Source organism: Halobaculum marinum, from assembly GCF_029338555.1.
GTDB classification, from domain to species: domain Archaea; phylum Halobacteriota; class Halobacteria; order Halobacteriales; family Haloferacaceae; genus Halobaculum; species Halobaculum marinum.
Genome location: NZ_CP119989.1, coordinates 2,350,336 through 2,367,539, shown reverse-complemented (window position 1 = coordinate 2,367,539; position 17,204 = coordinate 2,350,336). Strand labels below are relative to the sequence as shown.

At 69.8% G+C, this 17,204-nt stretch carries 20 protein-coding genes; 11 read left to right on the top strand and 9 right to left on the bottom strand.

The genetic code is table 11. The features are described 5' to 3' along the window. The first annotated feature begins 90 nt into the window (after positions 1 to 90). A complete protein-coding gene (locus tag P0R32_RS12305) occupies positions 91 to 357 on the top strand; it encodes a helix-turn-helix domain-containing protein (protein WP_276237306.1) in 267 nt (88 codons plus the stop codon). On the opposite strand, the gene P0R32_RS12300 is transcribed toward P0R32_RS12305, so the two are convergent. Continuing rightward, positions 339 to 1,172 carry a helical backbone metal receptor gene (locus P0R32_RS12300; RefSeq protein ID WP_276237305.1) on the bottom strand — a complete coding sequence of 278 codons (834 nt, stop codon included), beginning with the start codon at positions 1,170 to 1,172 and terminating at the stop codon, positions 339 to 341. The two genes, P0R32_RS12305 and P0R32_RS12300, sit on opposite strands and share 19 nt — an antisense overlap. A gap of 180 nt (positions 1,173 to 1,352) precedes the next feature. On the opposite strand from P0R32_RS12300, the gene P0R32_RS12295 reads away from it, so the two are divergent. From P0R32_RS12295 to P0R32_RS12280, 4 genes are all read left to right on the top strand, one after another. Next, positions 1,353 to 2,357 (top strand): transcription initiation factor IIB, encoded by a 1,005-nt coding sequence (locus P0R32_RS12295; RefSeq protein ID WP_276237304.1) that lies wholly within the window; start codon positions 1,353 to 1,355, stop codon positions 2,355 to 2,357. A gap of 52 nt (positions 2,358 to 2,409) precedes the next feature. Then, positions 2,410 to 2,784: a DUF7994 family protein gene (locus P0R32_RS12290; protein ID WP_276237303.1), complete on the top strand. Its 375-nt coding sequence runs from the start codon at positions 2,410 to 2,412 to the stop codon at positions 2,782 to 2,784. Between the two features lie 92 nt (positions 2,785 to 2,876). Next, positions 2,877 to 3,584 carry a type I 3-dehydroquinate dehydratase gene (locus P0R32_RS12285; protein ID WP_276237301.1) on the top strand — a complete coding sequence of 236 codons (708 nt, stop codon included), beginning with the start codon at positions 2,877 to 2,879 and terminating at the stop codon, positions 3,582 to 3,584. 124 nt (positions 3,585 to 3,708) lie between these two features. Then, a complete protein-coding gene (locus P0R32_RS12280; RefSeq protein ID WP_276237300.1) occupies positions 3,709 to 4,095 on the top strand; it encodes a DUF7575 domain-containing protein in 387 nt (128 codons plus the stop codon). 46 nt (positions 4,096 to 4,141) lie between these two features. Here the strand turns inward: P0R32_RS12280 and P0R32_RS12275 are convergent, their stop codons facing one another. After that, positions 4,142 to 5,344, bottom strand: a complete 1,203-nt coding sequence (locus P0R32_RS12275) for a 3-dehydroquinate synthase II (protein ID WP_276237299.1) — start codon at positions 5,342 to 5,344, stop codon at positions 4,142 to 4,144. Positions 5,345 to 5,549: 205 nt separating this feature from the next. On the opposite strand from P0R32_RS12275, the gene P0R32_RS12270 reads away from it, so the two are divergent. Next, complete coding sequence (locus P0R32_RS12270; protein WP_276237298.1) at positions 5,550 to 5,936, top strand: hypothetical protein; 387 nt, start codon at positions 5,550 to 5,552, stop codon at positions 5,934 to 5,936. Positions 5,937 to 5,982: 46 nt separating this feature from the next. On the opposite strand, the gene P0R32_RS12265 is transcribed toward P0R32_RS12270, so the two are convergent. Genes P0R32_RS12265 through trpC form a run of 4 tightly spaced genes read right to left on the bottom strand, consistent with a single transcriptional unit; the run spans position 5,983 to position 9,816 of the window. After that, positions 5,983 to 6,780, bottom strand: a complete 798-nt coding sequence (locus P0R32_RS12265) for a 2-amino-3,7-dideoxy-D-threo-hept-6-ulosonate synthase (protein ID WP_276237297.1) — start codon at positions 6,778 to 6,780, stop codon at positions 5,983 to 5,985. Positions 6,781 to 6,824: 44 nt separating this feature from the next. Next, entirely contained in the window at positions 6,825 to 7,685 is an 861-nt protein-coding gene (trpA, locus tag P0R32_RS12260; RefSeq protein ID WP_276237296.1) for a tryptophan synthase subunit alpha, read from the bottom strand. After that, the gene (gene trpB / locus P0R32_RS12255; RefSeq protein WP_390219315.1) at positions 7,682 to 9,013 is read right to left on the bottom strand and encodes a tryptophan synthase subunit beta; all 1,332 of its coding nucleotides are present in this window, start codon (positions 9,011 to 9,013) and stop codon (positions 7,682 to 7,684) included. Before trpB ends, trpA begins: the two co-directional genes overlap by 4 nt. Beyond that, entirely contained in the window at positions 9,010 to 9,816 is an 807-nt protein-coding gene (trpC, locus tag P0R32_RS12250) for an indole-3-glycerol phosphate synthase (RefSeq protein WP_276237295.1), read from the bottom strand. Before trpC ends, trpB begins: the two co-directional genes overlap by 4 nt. A 115-nt stretch (positions 9,817 to 9,931) precedes the next feature. On the opposite strand from trpC, the gene P0R32_RS12245 reads away from it, so the two are divergent. Further along, the gene (locus P0R32_RS12245; protein WP_276237294.1) at positions 9,932 to 10,423 is read left to right on the top strand and encodes an MGMT family protein; all 492 of its coding nucleotides are present in this window, start codon (positions 9,932 to 9,934) and stop codon (positions 10,421 to 10,423) included. Positions 10,424 to 10,505: 82 nt separating this feature from the next. Continuing rightward, positions 10,506 to 11,423 (top strand): DMT family transporter, encoded by a 918-nt coding sequence (locus P0R32_RS12240; protein WP_276237293.1) that lies wholly within the window; start codon positions 10,506 to 10,508, stop codon positions 11,421 to 11,423. An 88-nt stretch (positions 11,424 to 11,511) separates the two neighbouring features. Here P0R32_RS12240 and P0R32_RS12235 read toward each other — a convergent pair whose 3' ends face one another. The 3 genes from P0R32_RS12235 to lonB form a co-directional block, all read right to left on the bottom strand. Further along, positions 11,512 to 11,952: a rhodanese-like domain-containing protein gene (locus P0R32_RS12235; RefSeq protein ID WP_276237292.1), complete on the bottom strand. Its 441-nt coding sequence runs from the start codon at positions 11,950 to 11,952 to the stop codon at positions 11,512 to 11,514. Positions 11,953 to 12,020: 68 nt separating this feature from the next. Further along, positions 12,021 to 12,866 (bottom strand): CPBP family intramembrane glutamic endopeptidase, encoded by an 846-nt coding sequence (locus P0R32_RS12230; protein ID WP_276237291.1) that lies wholly within the window; start codon positions 12,864 to 12,866, stop codon positions 12,021 to 12,023. Positions 12,867 to 12,897: 31 nt separating this feature from the next. Further along, positions 12,898 to 15,012 (bottom strand): ATP-dependent protease LonB, encoded by a 2,115-nt coding sequence (gene lonB / locus P0R32_RS12225; protein WP_276237290.1) that lies wholly within the window; start codon positions 15,010 to 15,012, stop codon positions 12,898 to 12,900. Positions 15,013 to 15,178: 166 nt separating this feature from the next. On the opposite strand from lonB, the gene P0R32_RS12220 reads away from it, so the two are divergent. Genes P0R32_RS12220 through P0R32_RS12210 form a run of 3 tightly spaced genes read left to right on the top strand, consistent with a single transcriptional unit; the run spans position 15,179 to position 17,201 of the window. After that, a complete protein-coding gene (locus P0R32_RS12220; protein ID WP_276237289.1) occupies positions 15,179 to 15,754 on the top strand; it encodes a nicotinamide-nucleotide adenylyltransferase in 576 nt (191 codons plus the stop codon). A gap of 5 nt (positions 15,755 to 15,759) precedes the next feature. Continuing rightward, positions 15,760 to 16,566, top strand: coding sequence for an SAM hydrolase/SAM-dependent halogenase family protein (locus P0R32_RS12215; protein ID WP_276237288.1), 807 nt, complete (start codon positions 15,760 to 15,762; stop codon positions 16,564 to 16,566). A gap of 38 nt (positions 16,567 to 16,604) precedes the next feature. Continuing rightward, positions 16,605 to 17,201 (top strand): trimeric intracellular cation channel family protein, encoded by a 597-nt coding sequence (locus tag P0R32_RS12210; RefSeq protein ID WP_276239403.1) that lies wholly within the window; start codon positions 16,605 to 16,607, stop codon positions 17,199 to 17,201. Positions 17,202 to 17,204 lie beyond the last annotated feature (3 nt).

Below are 17,204 nucleotides of genomic sequence, written 5' to 3'. Positions count from 1 at the left end.
GTCGGGGTGAAGACCGTGATAATTCGATGTCCAACAGTAATTTCTAAGATAGCAAGTATTAACCATCGGCATCGCATCGATGCGGGTACGATGAGCGCGACCGACGCCGAACCCGTCGCCGAGGACGGGGCGACAGACGAGTGGGCACCGGTCCGGGACCTCCCGCCGAGCGCGAAGTTGGTGGCGAAGGTGCTGGAGTACGAGGACACGTTGAGCCAAAGCGAGTTGGCCGAGGAGACGCTGCTGCCGTCACGGACGGTCCGCTACGCACTCTCGCGGCTGGAGGAAGTCGACGTCGTGGAGTCGCGGTTCTCGTTCACCGACGCGCGCAAGCGGCTCTACTCGCTGGACCTGTAACCGCCCGCACCACCGCCTGCTTCGTTCTCACCGCCGACCGCGACGCCGTGCAGCAGCGCCGCCAGCGTCTCGATGCCGTCGACGAGCCGCGGACTCGGCTGGTTCAACAGCGCGTCGTCGACGACGTGGACCTCCGCGTCGAGGCGCCACCCGCGGTCGGCCAGGACCGTCGCCGACGGCTCCCTGTCGGTGCCGCACCAGTGCAAGACGGCGTGGTCGGGTGCGGCGTCGGCGACCTCGGCGGCGTCGACCGCCCGCGACCGCTCGCCGGGCGCGACGAACGGGCAGCGACCGCCGGCGGCCGCGACGGCGTCCGGGACCCAGTTCCCCGCCGCCATCGGGGGGTCGCCCCACTCCTCGGCGTAGACGACGGGTCGCTCGCTCGGGTCGTCCGGCACCGCGGTCTCCACGCGGGCCACTCGTTGTCCGAGCGACGCGGCGAGTCGCTCGCCCGCCGCCGGGGCGTCGACGGCGCGGCCCACGGCGGCGACGTACTCGAACACTTCGGACAGCCGGGTCGGCTCGGCGTTGGCGACGGTGAGGCCGCGCTCGCGCAGCGCCGCGACCGTCTCCCGCTGGAGCGCGTCGCAGGTCAACACGACGTCAGGGTCGAGGCGCTCGACGGCATCCAGCGCTGGGTTCGGCCAGCCACCAACGACCGTCGGGTCACCGGCACCGGTCGGGGCTTCGCACGCGTTCGTCACGCCGACGAGCGCGGTAGCAACTCCGTCCGCGTCGGGGACGTCTACCGCCTCCAGCGCACCCACCGTCGCCGTCGCGCTCGGCGCGAGCGACACGACCCGATCTGTCACCATCGTTGGGGCGTGAGAGCTGTTCGCACATAAGGTCCCCGTCGTGCGATTCTCCGATCGCGTGACGGCGGCGCACACCCGTCCTCGACATCGTTTGATTTTTATACCGATCGTCCGTCGTTTGGGCACAGAGTCACCCCGGGGTTTTTTATATCCCCTTCCGGGCTCACGCCCCCTGCCGAAATGAGCGAGAAAACCCACACCCGACGCCGACCCGCCGGGCGCGACCGACGAACAGCACACGAACGACACAGCGACGAATCCGAAGAGGAGACCCAACAGGGCGGCGACGAACTCGTCTGCCCCGAGTGTAGCGGGAACGTCATCCAGGACGAAGAGCACGGCGAGACCGTCTGCGAGGAGTGCGGCCTCGTCGTCGAGGAGGACTCCGTCGACCGCGGTCCCGAGTGGCGCGCGTTCGACGCCGCCGAGAAGGACCAGAAGTCCCGCGTCGGCGCCCCCACGACGAACACGATGCACGACAAGGGGCTGTCGACCAACATCGACTGGCGCGACCAGGACGCCTACGGCCGCTCGCTGGGCGCCCGCCAGCGCCAGAAGATGCGCCGCCTCCGCAAGTGGAACGAGCGGTTCCGCACGCGCGACTCCAAAGAGCGCAACCTGAAGCAGGCGCTCGGTGAGATCGACCGGATGGCCTCGGCACTCGGCCTCCCGGACAACGTCCGCGAGACCGCCTCCGTCATCTACCGCCGCGCGCTCGACGAGGACCTCCTGCCGGGCCGCTCCATCGAGGGCGTCTCGACGGCCTGCGTGTACGCCGCCGCTCGGATGGCCGGCGTCCCGCGCAGCCTCGACGAGATCAGCGACGTCTCCCGCGTCTCCAAGGACGAGGTCGCCCGCACGTACCGCTACGTCGTCCGCGAACTGAAGCTGGAAGTGAAGCCCGCCGACCCCGAGCAGTACGTCCCCCGCTTCGCCTCCTCGCTGGACCTGTCGGAGGAGTCGGAGATGCGCGCCAAACAGCTCCTGAAGAACGCCAAGGAGAAGGGCGTCCACTCGGGCAAGTCGCCCGTCGGCCTCGCAGCCGCCGCGGTGTACGCCGCCGCCCTCCTCACCAACGAGAAGACGACGCAGGCGGCCGTCTCGGAGGTCGCCGACATCTCCGAGGTCACCATCCGCAACCGCTACCACGAGTTGCTGGAAGCCGAAGACGGCCTCGTCGCGTAACTCGTCCGCCGGACCCGACCGCTTTTCACCCGAGGACGCCAGATACCCAGCGATGCGTCCCCGATATGAACTGCTGCAGGGTGTGCTCTTGCTCGGCTTGAGCGCCGCTATCGTCGTCTTCTTCGGGCTCCCCGCCTCGCCGGTGCTCGTGACGGTCCTCGCGCTGTTCGCCATCGGCGGCGCGTTCGCGTTCACCGCGGGCCTCCGCATCGAGGGCCGCGTCGCCGGCTACGCCGTCGACCACGTCACGCTCCGGGGGGTCGCCGGCTGTTCGCTCGGCGTCGGGATGTGCGTGCTCGGCACCGGACAGATGCGCGACGGTGACCTGTTCGGACTGGCCATCGTCCTCACCGGCGTGTTCGTCCTCGGCGTCGGCGTGGCGACGATCCAACGCCGACCGTCGGTGCTGTCGGCAGAGGAACTGTAACGGGGCGGTCAGTCGGACGAACGAGCCTATCGGTCGCTCACCCACCGTCGCGCACGGGTGCGCTTTTGCTCCCCGCGCCACTCCATCGAGCCATGCCCAGTGCCCTCGACCTCGACTCGTTCACCCTGTGTGCGAGCACTGCCGACCTCGACGAGGAACCGGCGGCCCGCGAGCACGCCGACTGCGTGGAGTTTCGCATGGACCTCGCCGCCGACCCACTCGACGCGCTGGCCGCCTACGACGGCGACTTACCTCTGCTCGTGACGAACCGTCCCCACTGGGAGGGCGGCGAGACGGCGCCGTACGGCCGACTCGACGCGCTGGCGACTGCCGTTGAGCACGAGGCGGTCGCCGCCGTCGACGTGGAGTTGGCGACGCTACGCGGGCGCGCGACCGGGACGAACGAGGTCACCGTCGCCGAGGTGGTCGCCCGCGCCCGCGAACACGACGCCGCGGTGGTCGCGTCGGTCCACGACTTCGACGGCACGCCCGACTCGCGGACAGTAGACGCACTCTTGCGGGCCGCCGCGACCGCCGGCGACATTGGGAAACTCGCGGTCACCGCCCGAACCAGCGCGGAGGCGCTCGCCGTGCTGTCGGCGACCCAGCGCGCGACCGCCCGCGGCGACCGCGTGGCGACGATGGCGATGGGCGAGGCGGGGCGTCACACCCGCGCGGTCGCGCCGGTATACGGCTCTCGACTCGGTTACGCGCCGGTGGATGCGACCGACGCCACCGCCCCCGGGCAGTACGACCTGTCGACGCTGCGGCGACTCGTCGACGACCTCTCCTCGCGGTGAGGCGGCGAGCCGTTCGGAGTCCGACTCGCGCACGGCGCCGCGGACGCGGGACTGCCGCCGGGCGGACGCGCGTCTGACGGCGCGTACGAAGCTTCATGTCGGTCCCTCGGGTACAGAGGGGGTAATGCAACGACGCCCCGTGGTCGCGGCGGCGCTGGCGGTCGTGCCGGCGCTCGGGCACGCCTACCTCCGTCGGTGGAGCCGTGGCGTCGCGTGGCTGGCGCTGCTGGCGGGGTCGGCGCTCGTGTTCGCGGGACTGTTCGGCGTCGCCGGCGCGGAGTCCATCGCGGCGAGCCAGATCGGTGGCATCTCGGTGACCACCGCGCTCCGCATCGGCGTGCCGCTGTTCGTCGTCCTCTCGCTGTCGTCGCTGGACGCGTACGTGCTCGCCCAGCGGGAGGCGCGTCGGGCCGTCATCACTTGTCCGCGGTGCCGGCGAGAGGTTGACCTCTCGCTGGGGTTCTGTTGGTACTGTGCCGTAGAGTTTGACTACGTCCACCGCGAGCGGTAGCCCGGCGGACCCGGACGACGTGAGGGTACCCCCCTCACGTCCCCCGTTACTGTTCGATGATCGACTCTTCGACGGCTTCGCCGAAGTGGCGAGCGACGTCCTCGTAGAAGACGCGAACCTCGTCACCTTCGGCCAGGTCGGTGACGGGCTTCCGGCCGTCGGTGGTGGCGACCTTCACCGTCTCGGCGTTCTGGATGAGCGTCTCGATACGGTCGACCTCGCCGTCGTCGGTCTCGACCTCCGCTTGCACGCGGAACATGGGCCGCTTCTCGATCTTCACGCGACCGACGACCGCCTCGCGCGTCTTCCCGTTCGTGTCGACCACCTGCACCTCGTCGCCCGAGCGCAGTTCCGAGAGGTACTTCGTTCCTCCGTCGGGCGTGCGGACGTACGCGTGGACCGCGCCGGCGTTGACGCGGAATGGGCGCGAGGCGACGTACGGTGAGTCGGCGGTCTCGGCGTGGACGAAGAACAGCCCGCGGCTCATCGACCCGACGAGCATCCCTTCGTCGTGGTCCATGATCGACCCGGTGTCGACGCAGACGCGGTCGGCGGAGCCGGTTCGCTCGACGGCGGTGACCGTCGCGGTGGTGAGGTCGAGCGTCTCGCGGTCTGCCTCGTCGCGCACCTCCACCGTCTTGCGGATCTCGTCGGGGTCGTCCGTGTCGAGCAGGACGCCCTCGGCGCCGAGTTCCAGCGTCTCGAAGGCGGTGCGCGCCTCCTCGGCGGTGGTCGCACCTGCGACGAGCGTGGTCTCGTCGCCGATGCGCGCGATGAGGTTCTCCAGCGGGATGATCTGCCAGTTCTCGCTGGCGACGACGACGAACTCCGCGTCGCGGGCGGCGGCCTCCGCGAACGCCTCGTAGTCCTCGTCGAAGATGCGGACGAACGCCCCCTGCGCGCGGTTGTCGTCGCGGCGCAGCGTCGACAGGTCAGCCGACCCCGAGAAGTCCGAGGGGAACGAGACGGTGCCGTCGCCCTCGCCGTCCTTCCCGACGATGTAGGCGTCGGCGACGGCGTACTCGTCACCGTCCCCGGATTCCACGTCGTCGATCACGTCCACGTCGGCGTCCGAGCGGAACGCCGCGACGTTCACGTCGCCCAACTCGCGCACCTTCGAGACGTCGCGCTCGTCGACGAGCACCCAGTCGACGCCGGCTTCGAGGCCGGCGGTGATCCGCTCGCGTCGCGTGTCCCAGTCGCCGACGTCGCCGTCGGCGCGGATCCAGACGGATCGCGTTCGTGTCATTGTCAGTCGCTATCGGGGGCGCCGCTTTAACGTGGCGAATACGGCGATGGGACGACCCGCTTCGGGAACGTCACGCGGATTTAGAACGGGGGAACACGTACGCCGCTTCGTGACGGTCTCATCGATCGCAAAGCGAATTCGCGACTCGCGGACGGCGACGATCGGTGCCCTATTCGTCGTGGTACTCGCGCAAATCCCGTTCGGTGTGACGTGGGTCGCGGGGAGTTCCGTCGGAGCAGGTTCGTATCTGGGGGTAGTGGCTCGCTGGGTCGCGGGCGCGGTTATCTGGTACGCCTACGCGGTGGTCCACTTGACGGCACCGATCGCCGACATCCGGGCGCATCCGAACCGACACTCCTGGGGCCCCTTCGAGACGATCAACGTCTACACGTACATCTCCGTCCGACAGATCGCGATCAGACTGTTCCACGGTGTTATCGGCTTCGTCCTCGCGTTCCTCGGTACGTTGGTGTTCGTGTCGACGCCGCCGTTGTTGGTGTTGCCGGTGGCAGTGATGCTGACCACAGTTCTCCTGATGGGTGCTCACATCGGCGTGAAAGATCCGTCGGCAGAGACGCTTCGCCACCTCTAACAGACTGTCGGGGTCGCCCAGAAGACCGGGTGTCGACGACTCGCGCTTACAGCCCGGACGCCGACAGTGCGTCCTCCGCGTCGGCGTCGTCGTGGACGACCGCCGACACCGCGCGCGTCATCGCTTCGGGGTCGTCGTGCTGGAAGATGGTGCGCCCCATCGAGACGCCGGCGGCGCCGGCGTCCATCGCGCCGCGGACGTTCTCCAGTGTCGCGAGGTCGCTGACGGGCGAGCCGCCGGCGATGATCACCGGCAGGCGCGTCGACTCGCAGACGTGCTCGAAGCTGGCCGCGTCGCCCGAGTAGGCGGTCTTCACGAGGTCGGCGCCGCACTCCTCGGCGAGGCGGACGGCGTGGCCGAGGTACTCGGCGTCGTGCTCGGGGTCGTCGCCCTCCAAGTTCGCGCCGCGGGCGTACGCCATCGCGAGCACGGGGACGCCGTACTCGTTGGCCTCCTCACACAGCTCCGAGAGGAACGTCATCTGCTCGGGCTCGTAGTCGGAGCCGACGTTGATGTGCATCGAGACGGCGTCGGCGCCGGCGCGGATGGCGCTTTTCACCGACCCGGTCTGGCGTTTGTCGTTGCTCTCGGGGCCGACGACCGTCGAGGCGTTGAGGTGGACGACGTAGCCCGCGCCGTTCTTGTTGTCGTGGACGCGCGGGGCGATGCCGGGCTGGGTGAGCACGGCGTCGGCGCCGCCGCGCGTGACGGCGTCGATGGTGCCCTCGATGTCCTTCAGCCCCTTCACGGCGCCGAGCGTGATGCCGTGGTCCATCGGCACCATGAGGATGCGGTCGTCTGTGGAGATGCGATCCAGTCGTGCGGCGAGTCCGGCGAGTTCCATTGGTATGTAGTGTCGTGATCGGGTGTATATGGCTTGCGAACGACTCAATCAGATGTACCTTCGGGTGCCGGCGTCCGTCGCCCGTATCCCTCCAGCGCTCCCTGCTTCAGTTCGCGCGCCTTCGTCTCGAGGCGGTCGGCGACCGCCTCGGTCGGTTCGTCGTTCGCGTGTCCCTCGGCGACGATGTCGACGAGCGCGGAGCCGACGATGACGCCGTCGGCGCCCGCCTCGACGACCGTCGCGGCTTGCTCGCCCGAGGAGATGCCGAAGCCGACGGCCTTCGGGAGGTCGACGTCGGCGAGTCGCGCCAGCGACTCGCCCGTCTGGTCGGACACCGACGACGACGCGCCGGTGACGCCGAGGCGCGCCTGCACGTACAGGTAGCCCGACGACACGTCGACGAGCTTCTTGAGGCGCTCTGCGCCGGTCGTCGGCGCGACGATGGAGACGAGGTCGAGACCGAACTCGTCGCACGCCTCGCGCAGCGGCCCCGCCTCCTCTGCGGGCAGGTCCGGCACCACGAACCCGGAGATACCCACCTCGGCGGCACGCTCGACGAACGGGCGTGGCCCCTGCTCGTCGCCGTACTGGTAGATGAGGTTGTAGTACGTCATACAGACCAGCGGCACGTCCACGTCGAGGTCCGCGACGAACTCGAAGAAGCGCGTCGGCGTCATCCCCGCCTCCAGCGCGCGGACGACCGCGTTTTGGATGGTCGGCCCCTCGGCGATGGGCTCGGAGAACGGGAGACCGAGTTCGATCACGTCGGCGCCGCCCGCCGCGAGCGCCTCCACGTACGCCTGCGAGGACTCGTAGTCGGGGTCGCCGACCGCAAGGTACGGGACGAACGCGGGCCCGTCCGCGAAGGCCGCGGCGATGGCCTCGCTGGAGCGGTGCCCGGTCATCGCAGGCCCCCCTCGAACATCGACATGTCCGGCGCGTTCGGGATGTCGCGCTGGGCGGTCTCCTCGATGGCCGTGTCCAGATCCTTGTCGCCGCGCCCGGAGACGTTGACAATCGTCACGTCACCCACCTCGTCGTGGTGCTCGTGGAGGTAGCCGAACGCGTGGGCCGTCTCCAGCGCGGGGATGATCCCCTCCTCTTGGGAGAGGCGGTGGAACCCCTCGATTGCCGCGTCGTCGGCGACGTTCACGGGCGTCACGCGGTCCTCGTCGACGAGGTGCGCAAGTTCCGGGCCGACGCCGGCGTAGTCCAGCCCCGACGAGACGGAGTGGCTCTCGACGATCTGGCCGTCGTGGTCCTGGAGGAGCTTCGTGCGCGCGCCGTGGAGGACGCCCTCGCTCCCCGTCGACAGCGACGCGGAGTTGGGCGCGACGCCCGTCTCCTCGTCCACGGCGAGCGAGGAGCCGCCGGCCTCGACGGCCAGCAGGTCGACCCCGTCGTCGCCGACGAAGTTGTGGAACGCGCCCATGGTGTTCGAGCCGCCGCCTGCGCACGCGACCACGGAGTCCGGGAGGCCGCCCGTCTGGTCGATCACCTGCTCGCGCGCCTCCTCGGAGATGACCGCCTGGAAGTCGCGCACCATCTGCGGGAACGGGTGCGGGCCGACGACCGAGCCGATGACGTAGTGGGTGTCCTCGACGTTCGTCGCCCAGTCGCGCATCGTCTCGGAGATGGCCTCCTTCAGCGTCCCCCGGCCCGTCGTCACCGGCGTCACCTCGGAGCCGTTGATCTTCATCCGGAACACGTTGGGGCGCTGGCGGTTGATGTCGCGCTCGCCCATGTACACCTCACACGGCATCCCGAGGTGGGCCGCGGCCATCGCCGTCGCGGTGCCGTGTTGGCCCGCGCCGGTCTCGGCGATGATGCGTTCTTTGCCCATGTACTTCGCGAGCAACACCTGCCCGAGGGCGTTGTTCAGTTTGTGCGCGCCGCCGTGGAGCAGGTCCTCGCGCTTGAGGTACACCTCGGTGTCGTAGCGCTCGGAGAGGCGGTCCGCGCGCTGGAGCGGCGTCGGTCGGCCGCCGAAGTCGCGGAGTCGGCGGCGGAACTCGTCCACGAACCCGTCCTCGTTGTTGAGGACGTACCGCTCGTAGGCGTCGGTCAACTCCTCGATGGCGGGCATCAGCGCCTCGGGGACGTACTGCCCCCCGTAGCGACCGAACTTCCCGTCGCCGGCGGAGACTCGCTCCCCGCCGCCACCGCCGTTCTCGCGGGTCGCGTCGCTCCCCGCTCGATCCGAGGTCTCGCTTCGCTCGCCCTCGCTGCTCATACCTCGTCCTCCGTCTCCGCGGACGTAAACCGCCGGGTGTTGGCAGAAACGTCGCCGCCGGTGCCGGCGTCGTCGACGCCCTCGGCGTCCATAATCGCCGACCCGATGAGCAGGCCGTCGGCGCCCGCCTCGCGCATCCGGCGAGCGTCCGCGGGCGTCGTGATGCCGGACTCGGCGATCAGCGTCACGTCGTCGGGCGCTTCGGGCGCGAGGCGCTCGAACGTCGCGAGGTCCACCTCCAACTGCCCGAGGTCGCGGTTGTTCACGCCGACGAGGTCGGCACCCGCCGCCAACGCCGCCGCGAGTTCCTCACGCGTGTGCACCTCGACGAGCGGCTGGAACCCACGGTCGCGCGCCGCCGCGACGAGGTCCGCGAGGTCGTCTTCGACGAACCGCGCGATGAGGAGCACCACGTCGGCCTCCACGGCGTCGAGTTGGTCCTCGCGGACGAGGAAGTCCTTGCGCAACACGGGCACGTCGACGGCCTCACGAATCCGTTCGAGGTTCTCGACGGAGCCGCCGAAGTGGTCCGGTTCGGTGAGCACCGACAGCGCCGCCGCACCGCCCGCGACCATCGCCTCGGCCAACTCGACGGGGTCGTCCTCGCGAGCGCCGTCGGTCGTCGGACTCGTCGGTTTGACCTCGGCGATCACCGGCACGCGACCGTCGGCCTCCGCCGCGGCGAACGCCTCGGAGAGCGACCGCGCCGAGACGGCCACCCGCTCGTCGCCCCCGGGCCGCTCGGCTGCGGACTCCAAGATGGAGCGCACCGCCGGCGCGAGGTCGTCCGAAGTAGTGTTCATCTATGTACATCGATGGCCCCTTCCGTTCAAAAGCGTTGCGTCGCCTCCCCGCCAACGACGGCTGCGGTCGACTCGTCGGCGAGGATTGAAACGCGTGCCCGACCGAAGGTGGGCCATGCCCGCAGGCACAGACGCAGGCGTTCCGGAGACGGGTGTGTTCGGTCGCGACTACGCCGCGATCGACAGTCCGGTGGAGCTTGGGACCGCCAGCGGTCGTCTCCTCTCGGTGTCGTTCCCGGAGACGCTCTCGGACGACGCCGACGGCGTTCACGCGCTGTTGGACCGACTCCACGACTACTTCGACGGCGCCGAGGACGACTTCGCCGACGTGGCGGTCGCGATCACCGTCCCGACGGTCCAGCGGGAGGTGTTAGAGTCCGTGCGGACGCTCCCGTACGGCGACGAAGCGGACCTGGAGCTGATCGTCCGGATGACCTCGGGACTCGACCACGAGGACGAGTCGGATCTGCAGACTGCTCGCCAAGCGTTGCGCGCGAACCCGATTCCGATCGTCGTCCCGGACCACCGCGTGCGCGGGGTCGACGGTGCGACGCCGGCCGCGGTCGCGAAGCGACTCCGAGAGATCGAAGGGATCCGCGAGTTCTAAGTCGGGTGGACGGAGTGGGTGACCGCCTCACGCGACCAGGCTGATCGACCACGTTGATGTGACGGCGACTGTGACTGGTGCCATGGAACTGTCTCCCGATGCAACGGTGTACCTGCTCGCGCTCGTGCCCGCCGTCATCTGGGGACTCACCCCCGTCCTCGACAAGCGGGGGATGGCGCTCGACGGGACCGCCCTCCAGGCGTCGCTTGTCGTCGTCGTGGTCGACCTCACGATATTCCTCGTCGCGCTCCTCGCCTCTCGGGGGGCCGACGCGTTCGCGGAGATCGACCCAGCCGTCGCCGGACTGTTCCTGTTCGCGGGTGCGACCGGAACCGCAGTCGGTCGGTTGGCCATCTTCGTCGGCGTCGACCGTGTCGGTGCCAGCGTCAACAGCGCCGTCGTCAGCGCCCGACCTCTGTTCGCGACCGCGTTCGGCTTCGGGCTCCTCGCCGAACCCGTCTCGGCGACGACTGGGGCCGGCGTCGTCGTCCTCGTGACCGGACTGGTCGTCCTCAGCCTCTCCAAGGGCGGTGACGTGTCCGGGTGGACGACCCGTGACCTGATCTACCCCCTCGCCTCGGGAGCGCTGTTCGCGTTCGGGAACGTCCTCCGACGGTTCGGACTCGGGACCGGTGGTGCGGACGTACTGCAGGCGGTCGCGCTGAACGAGGCCGGTGCACTGGCCGTCTTCCTCGGGTACGCTGCCGTCAGGGGATCCGCTGGGTTTCGGTCGGCCGAGCGCCGCTCGTACGGCTACTTCGCGGTCAGCGGCGGGCTCACCGCCCTCGCCCTGATCGCGTTGTTCAGCGCGCTGTCGATGCCCGCGGGACGCGTCGCCATCGTCGAGTCGCTGGCCTCTACGGCACCGCTGTTCACCACGGTGTTCGTGTACGTCTTCCTTCGCGACATCGAGCGCGTCACCCGTGGCATCGTCGCCGGCGCCGTGCTCGTGGTTCTGGGAACGGCGCTGGTGACGCTCGGCCCGTCGATTTGGGTCTGACGACGGATGACGCGCAGTTGTCGTCCGTCGCCGGTGGCGTTCCCGTCTGTAGCTTCGGCCCGACTATCGCCCGTTGTATGCGGCCAGACTATCGCCCGCTGTAGTCCGGTTGGTCGACGTCGGCCTGGTCGTACCCTGCCTCCTGCCACGCGGTGAAGCCACCCTCGACGTGGGCCACGTCGGCGAACCCCATGTCCTGGAGCACCTTCGCCGCGAGCGCCGACCGGCCCCCCTCGTTGCAGTACAGCACGAACCGTCGGTCGGGGTCGAAGTAGTCGCGGTAGTACGTTGTCTCCGGGTCGGCCCAGAACTCCAGCATCCCCCGCGGCGCGTGCGTGTCGTCTGGGATCGCACCCTCGATCCACCGCTCGCGCACGTCGCGCACGTCGAGGAAGATGGCGTCGTCGTCGTCGCTCCCTCCGTCCTCGCGGGCCGCCCACTCCTCGTGGGCGGCCTCGACGCTCAGCACCTCGACGTGCTCCTCCGCCGCCGCGGCCATGTCCCACGCGTGGTCGTCGAGTTCTCGCATACCGGATGCGAGCGACCAGACGGGATAGAACTACCGCCGGATCTGGCGTGGTCGGTGGTCGCCCGGCGTCACCAGTCGACCCCGAGTCCCTCGTGGATGACGAAGGTGAGCGCGTTCACGAGGTAGTGCGCGACGGCGACGAGGGCGAAACTCCCGGAGAGGAGGAACGCCGCCGCGAGCACGAACCCGAGCGTCCCCGTAGCGACGACGCCCGCGCGGCCCTGGGCGCCGTGGCCGAGCGCGAACGCGACCGACGACAGCGCCGCGAGCAGCCACGGGGAGGCGGGCACGCCGGTCGCGGCGGCGGCGGTCGAGAACGCGCCGACGAGCACCGCCCGGAAGAGGAACTCCTCGAACAGCGCCACTGTCGGCAACACCGCCAGCAGGAGGACGGCCCAGCCGACCCGCGAACGCGGCGCGAGCGCGCCGCGCATCTCCTCGTTCACCGCCACGCCCCACCGCTCGGCGAGGCGACCGCCGGCTTCGCTGGCGAGCCACAGCGCGACGCCGAGCGCGACGCCCAGCGCGAGGGTCGCGGGCGTGACGAGCGGAACGAGTCCCAACGCGTCGGCGGGCACGCTGGCCCACACCGCCGCGGCGACGAGCAGCGCGCCGAAGGTGCCCTGCGAGATGGCGACGTTGGCCAACAGGGTGCCGGCGGACATCGCCGTGACCGCCTCCCTGTCGGCAACGGGGCTGCGCTCCGGCGTCGCCAGTCCGGGGTCGTGGTCCGCGGCCGGGTGGTACGGGGTCGTCGTCGCCGGACCAGTGTCCTCGGGGGCGCTGGGCGTGTCGGGAGTGCGAGCCGCCGGCTCTGGTGTCGAAGAGAACTGCGCCTCAGAGAGTCGCGCGAGGCCGAGCAACAGCGCGAGAACGACGCCGCTCAGTCCGACGAACGCCGTCCAGCGCGTCACTGTGTCGTGGAGAGAAAGGGAGTGTCGGTCGTTACTGCGGGCTGGGGCTGGTCGGGCCAGCGCCGGCGCCCTCGCCGGTCTTCTCCAGCGCAGAGCCGGTGATGCTCTTGAGGCGGTCGACGAGCGAGTCCTTCTCGGCCTCGCCCTCGAGCGCGATGTCGAGCACCTCCGAGATGTGCGAGACCGGGATGATCTCGACCATCTCCTTGTACTCGTCCTCGATCATCACGTCCTGCTCGTTCGCCTTCGGGATGATGACGCGCGTGCAGCCCGACTTGGCGGCGGCCTCGATCTTGTGGGTGACGCCGCCGACCGGGAGCACGTCGCCCCGGACCGACAGCGAGCCCGTCATCGCGAGGCTCTGGTCGACGCCGACGTCCTCCAGCGCGGAGATGACGGCGGTCGCGACCGTGATGGACGCGGAGTCGCCGTCGACGCCGGAGCCGCCCGTCTGGACGAACTGGATGTGGATGTCCTTCTCGGTGATGTCCTCGTCGGAGAACTTCTTGATGATCGCCGAGACGTTCTGGACGGCCTCCTCGGCCATCTCCTGAAGCTGCCCGGTGGCGATGACCTGGCCGGGCCCCTGCGAGGGGGTGACCTCGGCCATGACGGGGAGCATGATGCCCGAGTCCTCGCCCATGACGGCGAGTCCGTTCACGCGACCGGTCTCGTAGCCGTCGGCGACCTGCAGTTCGTAGTCCTTGCGGCGCTCGATGTAGTCGTCGGCGAGCTGCTGTTCGATGGACCGGCTCCGGCCCTTCGCCTCCAGCACGTGCTCGCGCGTGACCAGGTCCGCGTCCTGCGAGCGGGCGATGTCGCCCGACACGCGGACGAGGCCGCCGAGGTTACGCAGTTCGAGGGTGAGGTGGCCCTTGCGGCCCGCGCGGCGGCGTGCCTCGAGGATGACCTCCTCGATGGCCTCGCCGTCGAACGAGGGGAGCCGACCGTCCTTCGCGACCTCCTGGGCCACGAAGCGGGCGTACTTGCGCCGCATCTCGGGGGTGTCGTCGATGGTGTCGTCCATGTACACCTCATACCCGTACCCCTTGATGCGCGAGCGAAGCGCCGGGTGCATGTTCTCCATCGCGTCGAGGTTCCCCGCCGCGATCATGATGAAGTCCGTCGGGACGGGCTCCGTCTGGACCATCGCGCCCGAGGAGCGCTCGGACTGACCCGTGATGGAGAACTCGCCCTCCTGGATCGCCGTCATCAGCTTCTGCTGGGAGCGGATGTCGAGGGTGTTGATCTCGTCGATGAACAGCACGCCCTTGTTCGCCTTGTGGATGGCGCCGGCCTCGACGCGGTCGTGGCTCGGCGTCTCCATCCCACCGGACTGGAACGGGTCGTGGCGGACGTCGCCCAGCAGCGCACCGGCGTGGGCGCCCGTGGCGTCCTCGAACGGCGCCGACTTCTCGTCGGCGTTGTTGACGAGGAGGTTCGGGATCATCGAGTCGGAGCCGCGCGAACCGTAGCGGAACGCGAGGTAGATGATACCCGCCGCGAGGATGCCCAGCAGCACGTTGTTCGCCACGAGGAGTGCGTAGCCCAGCACCACCGCGATGATGATCCACATGAGGAAGCTGCGCATCTGGTTGCGCTTGCGGGCCTCCTCCTTGTGCGCCTCCACGATCTGTTCGCCCTTCCCGGCGGGCACCGTCCGCACCTTCGGGTTGTTGCCGTCGTCGGGGTTGTGGTAGACGAGGACGTCCTGGAGCTCCTCTTTCGGGAGCAGCTCGGACATCGCCTTCGCGAGCATCGACTTGCCCGTCCCGGGCGAGCCGATCATCATCACGTGGCGGCGCTGTTTGGCCGCCTTCATCACCACGTCCCGGGCGTGTTCTTGCCCGATCACCTGGTCGACCAGGCGCTCGGGAACCTCGATGTCGTCGGTCGAGTCGATCAGCAGGCCGCCGAGGAGGTGGTCCTCGGCGATCTCCTCGTCGATCTCGGCGTCGATCTCGACGTCACTCCCCAGATCGTCGATGTCGGCGTCCTGCTCGGAGGGGTCGTTCGACGCGCCCACGGAGCGGCCGCCGGTCGGGTCGCCACCGGCGCCGTTCGACCCGGGGTCGTCCACGACGGGGGCGTCCTCTCGATCCAGGACATCGCCACCGTCCCGGCTGTCGTTTCGGTCGTTGCTCATAGAATCGTCGCTACCGAGAAACAGGGTCCGTCGATTCATATACTTTCTCCCCCTGTGAGTCGTCTCCGTCAGAGCGAGAACGGTCGATAGCGACCGTATACCTACCCGATACCTGGCTCTGCTGGACTCGCCGGGCTTTTAAACTCCCCGTGAGATACCTGTTCGTATGCGGGGGTTCTACATCGGGCGGTTCCAGCCCTACCACAACGGCCACCAACACATGGTCGAGGAGATCGCGGGGGAGGTCGACGAACTCGTCCTCGGCATCGGCTCGGCCGGCGACTCACACACCCGGCGCAATCCCTTCACCGCCGGCGAGCGCGTCATGATGGTGACGAAGGCGCTCGACGACCTCGACGTGCGCACGTACGTCGTCCCCATCGAGGACCTCGAACGGAACTCGGTGTGGGTCAGCCACGTCCAGTCCATGTCGCCACACTTCGACGTGGCCTACTCGAACAACCCCCTCGTCGTCCGTCTGTTCGAGGAGGCCGGTGTCGAGGTGCGCTCCTCGCCGATGTTCAAGCGCGAGGTGCTCGAAGGGAGCGAACTCCGGGGGCGGATGATCCGCGGCGACGGTTGGCGCGACCTCGTCCCCGACGAAGTGGTCGAGACGATCGAGGAGATCGACGGCGTCTCCCGGATCCGACAGGTCGCCTCGTCGGACGCCAACGGCGCCGCCGGGAGCGTAGACACCGAGCGCGACGCGGACGCCGACGGCGAGACGCCGGACCCCGCCTGACCCCAATGTTGACGCTCGCCTCCGACTTCGGCTCCCCGTACCCCGCCGCGATGAAGGGCGTCCTCCGCTCCCACGGCGTCGCCGACCTCGTCGACGTGGCCCACGACCTCCCGCAGGGCGACCCGCGGGCGGCGGCGTTCTGGCTCCGCTTCGTCCTGCCCGAGTTCCCGCCGGCGGTCCACCTCGTCGTCGTCGACCCCGGCGTCGGCACCGACCGCGCGGCGATCTGCGTCCGCGCCGGCGACCACGCGCTCGTCGGCCCGGACAACGGCTGTCTCCTCCCGCCCGCGCGGGCGCTCACCGGCGACGACGAGGTCGACGTGTTCGCCGTCGACGGCGGCGACCCGCGCTCCAGCACGTTCCACGGACGAGACGTGTTCGCCCCTGCGGCCGCCGCCGTCCACGAGGCCGGCGTCGACCGGATCGACGACCTCGACGGCTTCACCCGCGTCGACGACTACGACGACTACGACCTGCCGAGCGCGTGGATCGAGACGGCCACCGCCGCTGGCGAGGTGCTCGTCGTCGACGACTTCGGCAACAGCGTCACGAACGTCCCCGGCGAGTTCCTCGACGGCCACGTCGGCGAGTCCGTCGTCGTCGAGACCGCCGCCGGACGGGAGGCCGTGCCCGTCGTCGAGACGTTCGCCGAGGTGCCGAAACACGACCCGCTCGTCACCGTCGGCAGTCACGGCTTCGTCGAGTGTGACGTGAACCAGGGTCGCGGCGACGAGGCGTTCGACCTCGCCCCCGGCCGGTCGGTGACGTTCTCGTTCGAGGAGTCGGTCGCCGCGACCGTCCCCACCTTCTGACAGTGGCGCTCGTCACCGCCGGCGCCGCGGTGGCGGCGATGAACCTCGTCGGCCTGCTCGCGTTCGCCGTCGCGGGCGCGCTCAAGGGTGCGGACGCCGACCTCGACCCGTTCGGCGTCGCCACGCTCGGCGTCCTCACGGCGCTGGGCGGCGGCACCATCCGCGACGTACTCGTCGGTCGCGTGCCCGCGGCGCTCCGCTCGACGGGTGACGTGCTGGTGGTGCTGGCGGGCGTCGCCGTCGGCTTGCTCGTCGCGGGTGCCCTCTCCGGTGGGACCGGTCGCGTCCGCGACCACCCGGCGTTCCTCGTCGCCGACGCAGTGGGACTCGCCGCCTTCGCCGCCTCGGGTGCCGCCGTCGGCGCCGACGCCGGCCTCTCGGCGTTCGGCGTCGTCGTCACCGCGACGCTCACCGGCGTCGGCGGTGGGTCGCTGTCCGACCTGTTGCTCACCCGGACGCCGGTCGTGCTCCGGGAGGACTTCTACGCGACGCCCGCGCTCCTCGGTGGTGTCGCCTACGTCGTCGCCGGCGCGGTCGGCGTCCGCGGAGCGACCGCGACCCTGGGAGTCGCACTCGGCGTGTTCGTGCTTCGGCTGGTCGCGGTGCGGCGCGAGTGGTCGTTGCCGAACCTGTGACCG

Bases quoted from the DNA above. Each gene is read 5' to 3' on its own strand.
- P0R32_RS12275 (WP_276237299.1), bottom strand. From the start codon at position 5,344: ATGACACGAACGCGATCCGTCTGGATCCGCGCCGACGGCGACGTCGGC.
- P0R32_RS12280 (WP_276237300.1), top strand. From the start codon at position 3,709: ATGCAACGACGCCCCGTGGTCGCGGCGGCGCTGGCGGTCGTGCCGGCG.
- P0R32_RS12305 (WP_276237306.1), top strand. From the start codon at position 91: ATGAGCGCGACCGACGCCGAACCCGTCGCCGAGGACGGGGCGACAGAC.
- P0R32_RS12295 (WP_276237304.1), top strand. From the start codon at position 1,353: ATGAGCGAGAAAACCCACACCCGACGCCGACCCGCCGGGCGCGACCGA.
- trpB (WP_390219315.1), bottom strand. From the start codon at position 9,013: ATGAGCAGCGAGGGCGAGCGAAGCGAGACCTCGGATCGAGCGGGGAGC.
- P0R32_RS12265 (WP_276237297.1), bottom strand. From the start codon at position 6,780: ATGGAACTCGCCGGACTCGCCGCACGACTGGATCGCATCTCCACAGAC.
- lonB (WP_276237290.1), bottom strand. From the start codon at position 15,012: ATGAGCAACGACCGAAACGACAGCCGGGACGGTGGCGATGTCCTGGAT.
- P0R32_RS12285 (WP_276237301.1), top strand. From the start codon at position 2,877: ATGCCCAGTGCCCTCGACCTCGACTCGTTCACCCTGTGTGCGAGCACT.
- trpC (WP_276237295.1), bottom strand. From the start codon at position 9,816: ATGAACACTACTTCGGACGACCTCGCGCCGGCGGTGCGCTCCATCTTG.
- P0R32_RS12220 (WP_276237289.1), top strand. From the start codon at position 15,179: ATGCGGGGGTTCTACATCGGGCGGTTCCAGCCCTACCACAACGGCCAC.
- P0R32_RS12290 (WP_276237303.1), top strand. From the start codon at position 2,410: ATGCGTCCCCGATATGAACTGCTGCAGGGTGTGCTCTTGCTCGGCTTG.
- P0R32_RS12245 (WP_276237294.1), top strand. From the start codon at position 9,932: ATGCCCGCAGGCACAGACGCAGGCGTTCCGGAGACGGGTGTGTTCGGT.
- P0R32_RS12300 (WP_276237305.1), bottom strand. From the start codon at position 1,172: ATGGTGACAGATCGGGTCGTGTCGCTCGCGCCGAGCGCGACGGCGACG.
- P0R32_RS12215 (WP_276237288.1), top strand. From the start codon at position 15,760: ATGTTGACGCTCGCCTCCGACTTCGGCTCCCCGTACCCCGCCGCGATG.
- trpA (WP_276237296.1), bottom strand. From the start codon at position 7,685: ATGACCGGGCACCGCTCCAGCGAGGCCATCGCCGCGGCCTTCGCGGAC.
- P0R32_RS12235 (WP_276237292.1), bottom strand. From the start codon at position 11,952: ATGCGAGAACTCGACGACCACGCGTGGGACATGGCCGCGGCGGCGGAG.
- P0R32_RS12240 (WP_276237293.1), top strand. From the start codon at position 10,506: ATGGAACTGTCTCCCGATGCAACGGTGTACCTGCTCGCGCTCGTGCCC.
- P0R32_RS12210 (WP_276239403.1), top strand. From the start codon at position 16,605: ATGAACCTCGTCGGCCTGCTCGCGTTCGCCGTCGCGGGCGCGCTCAAG.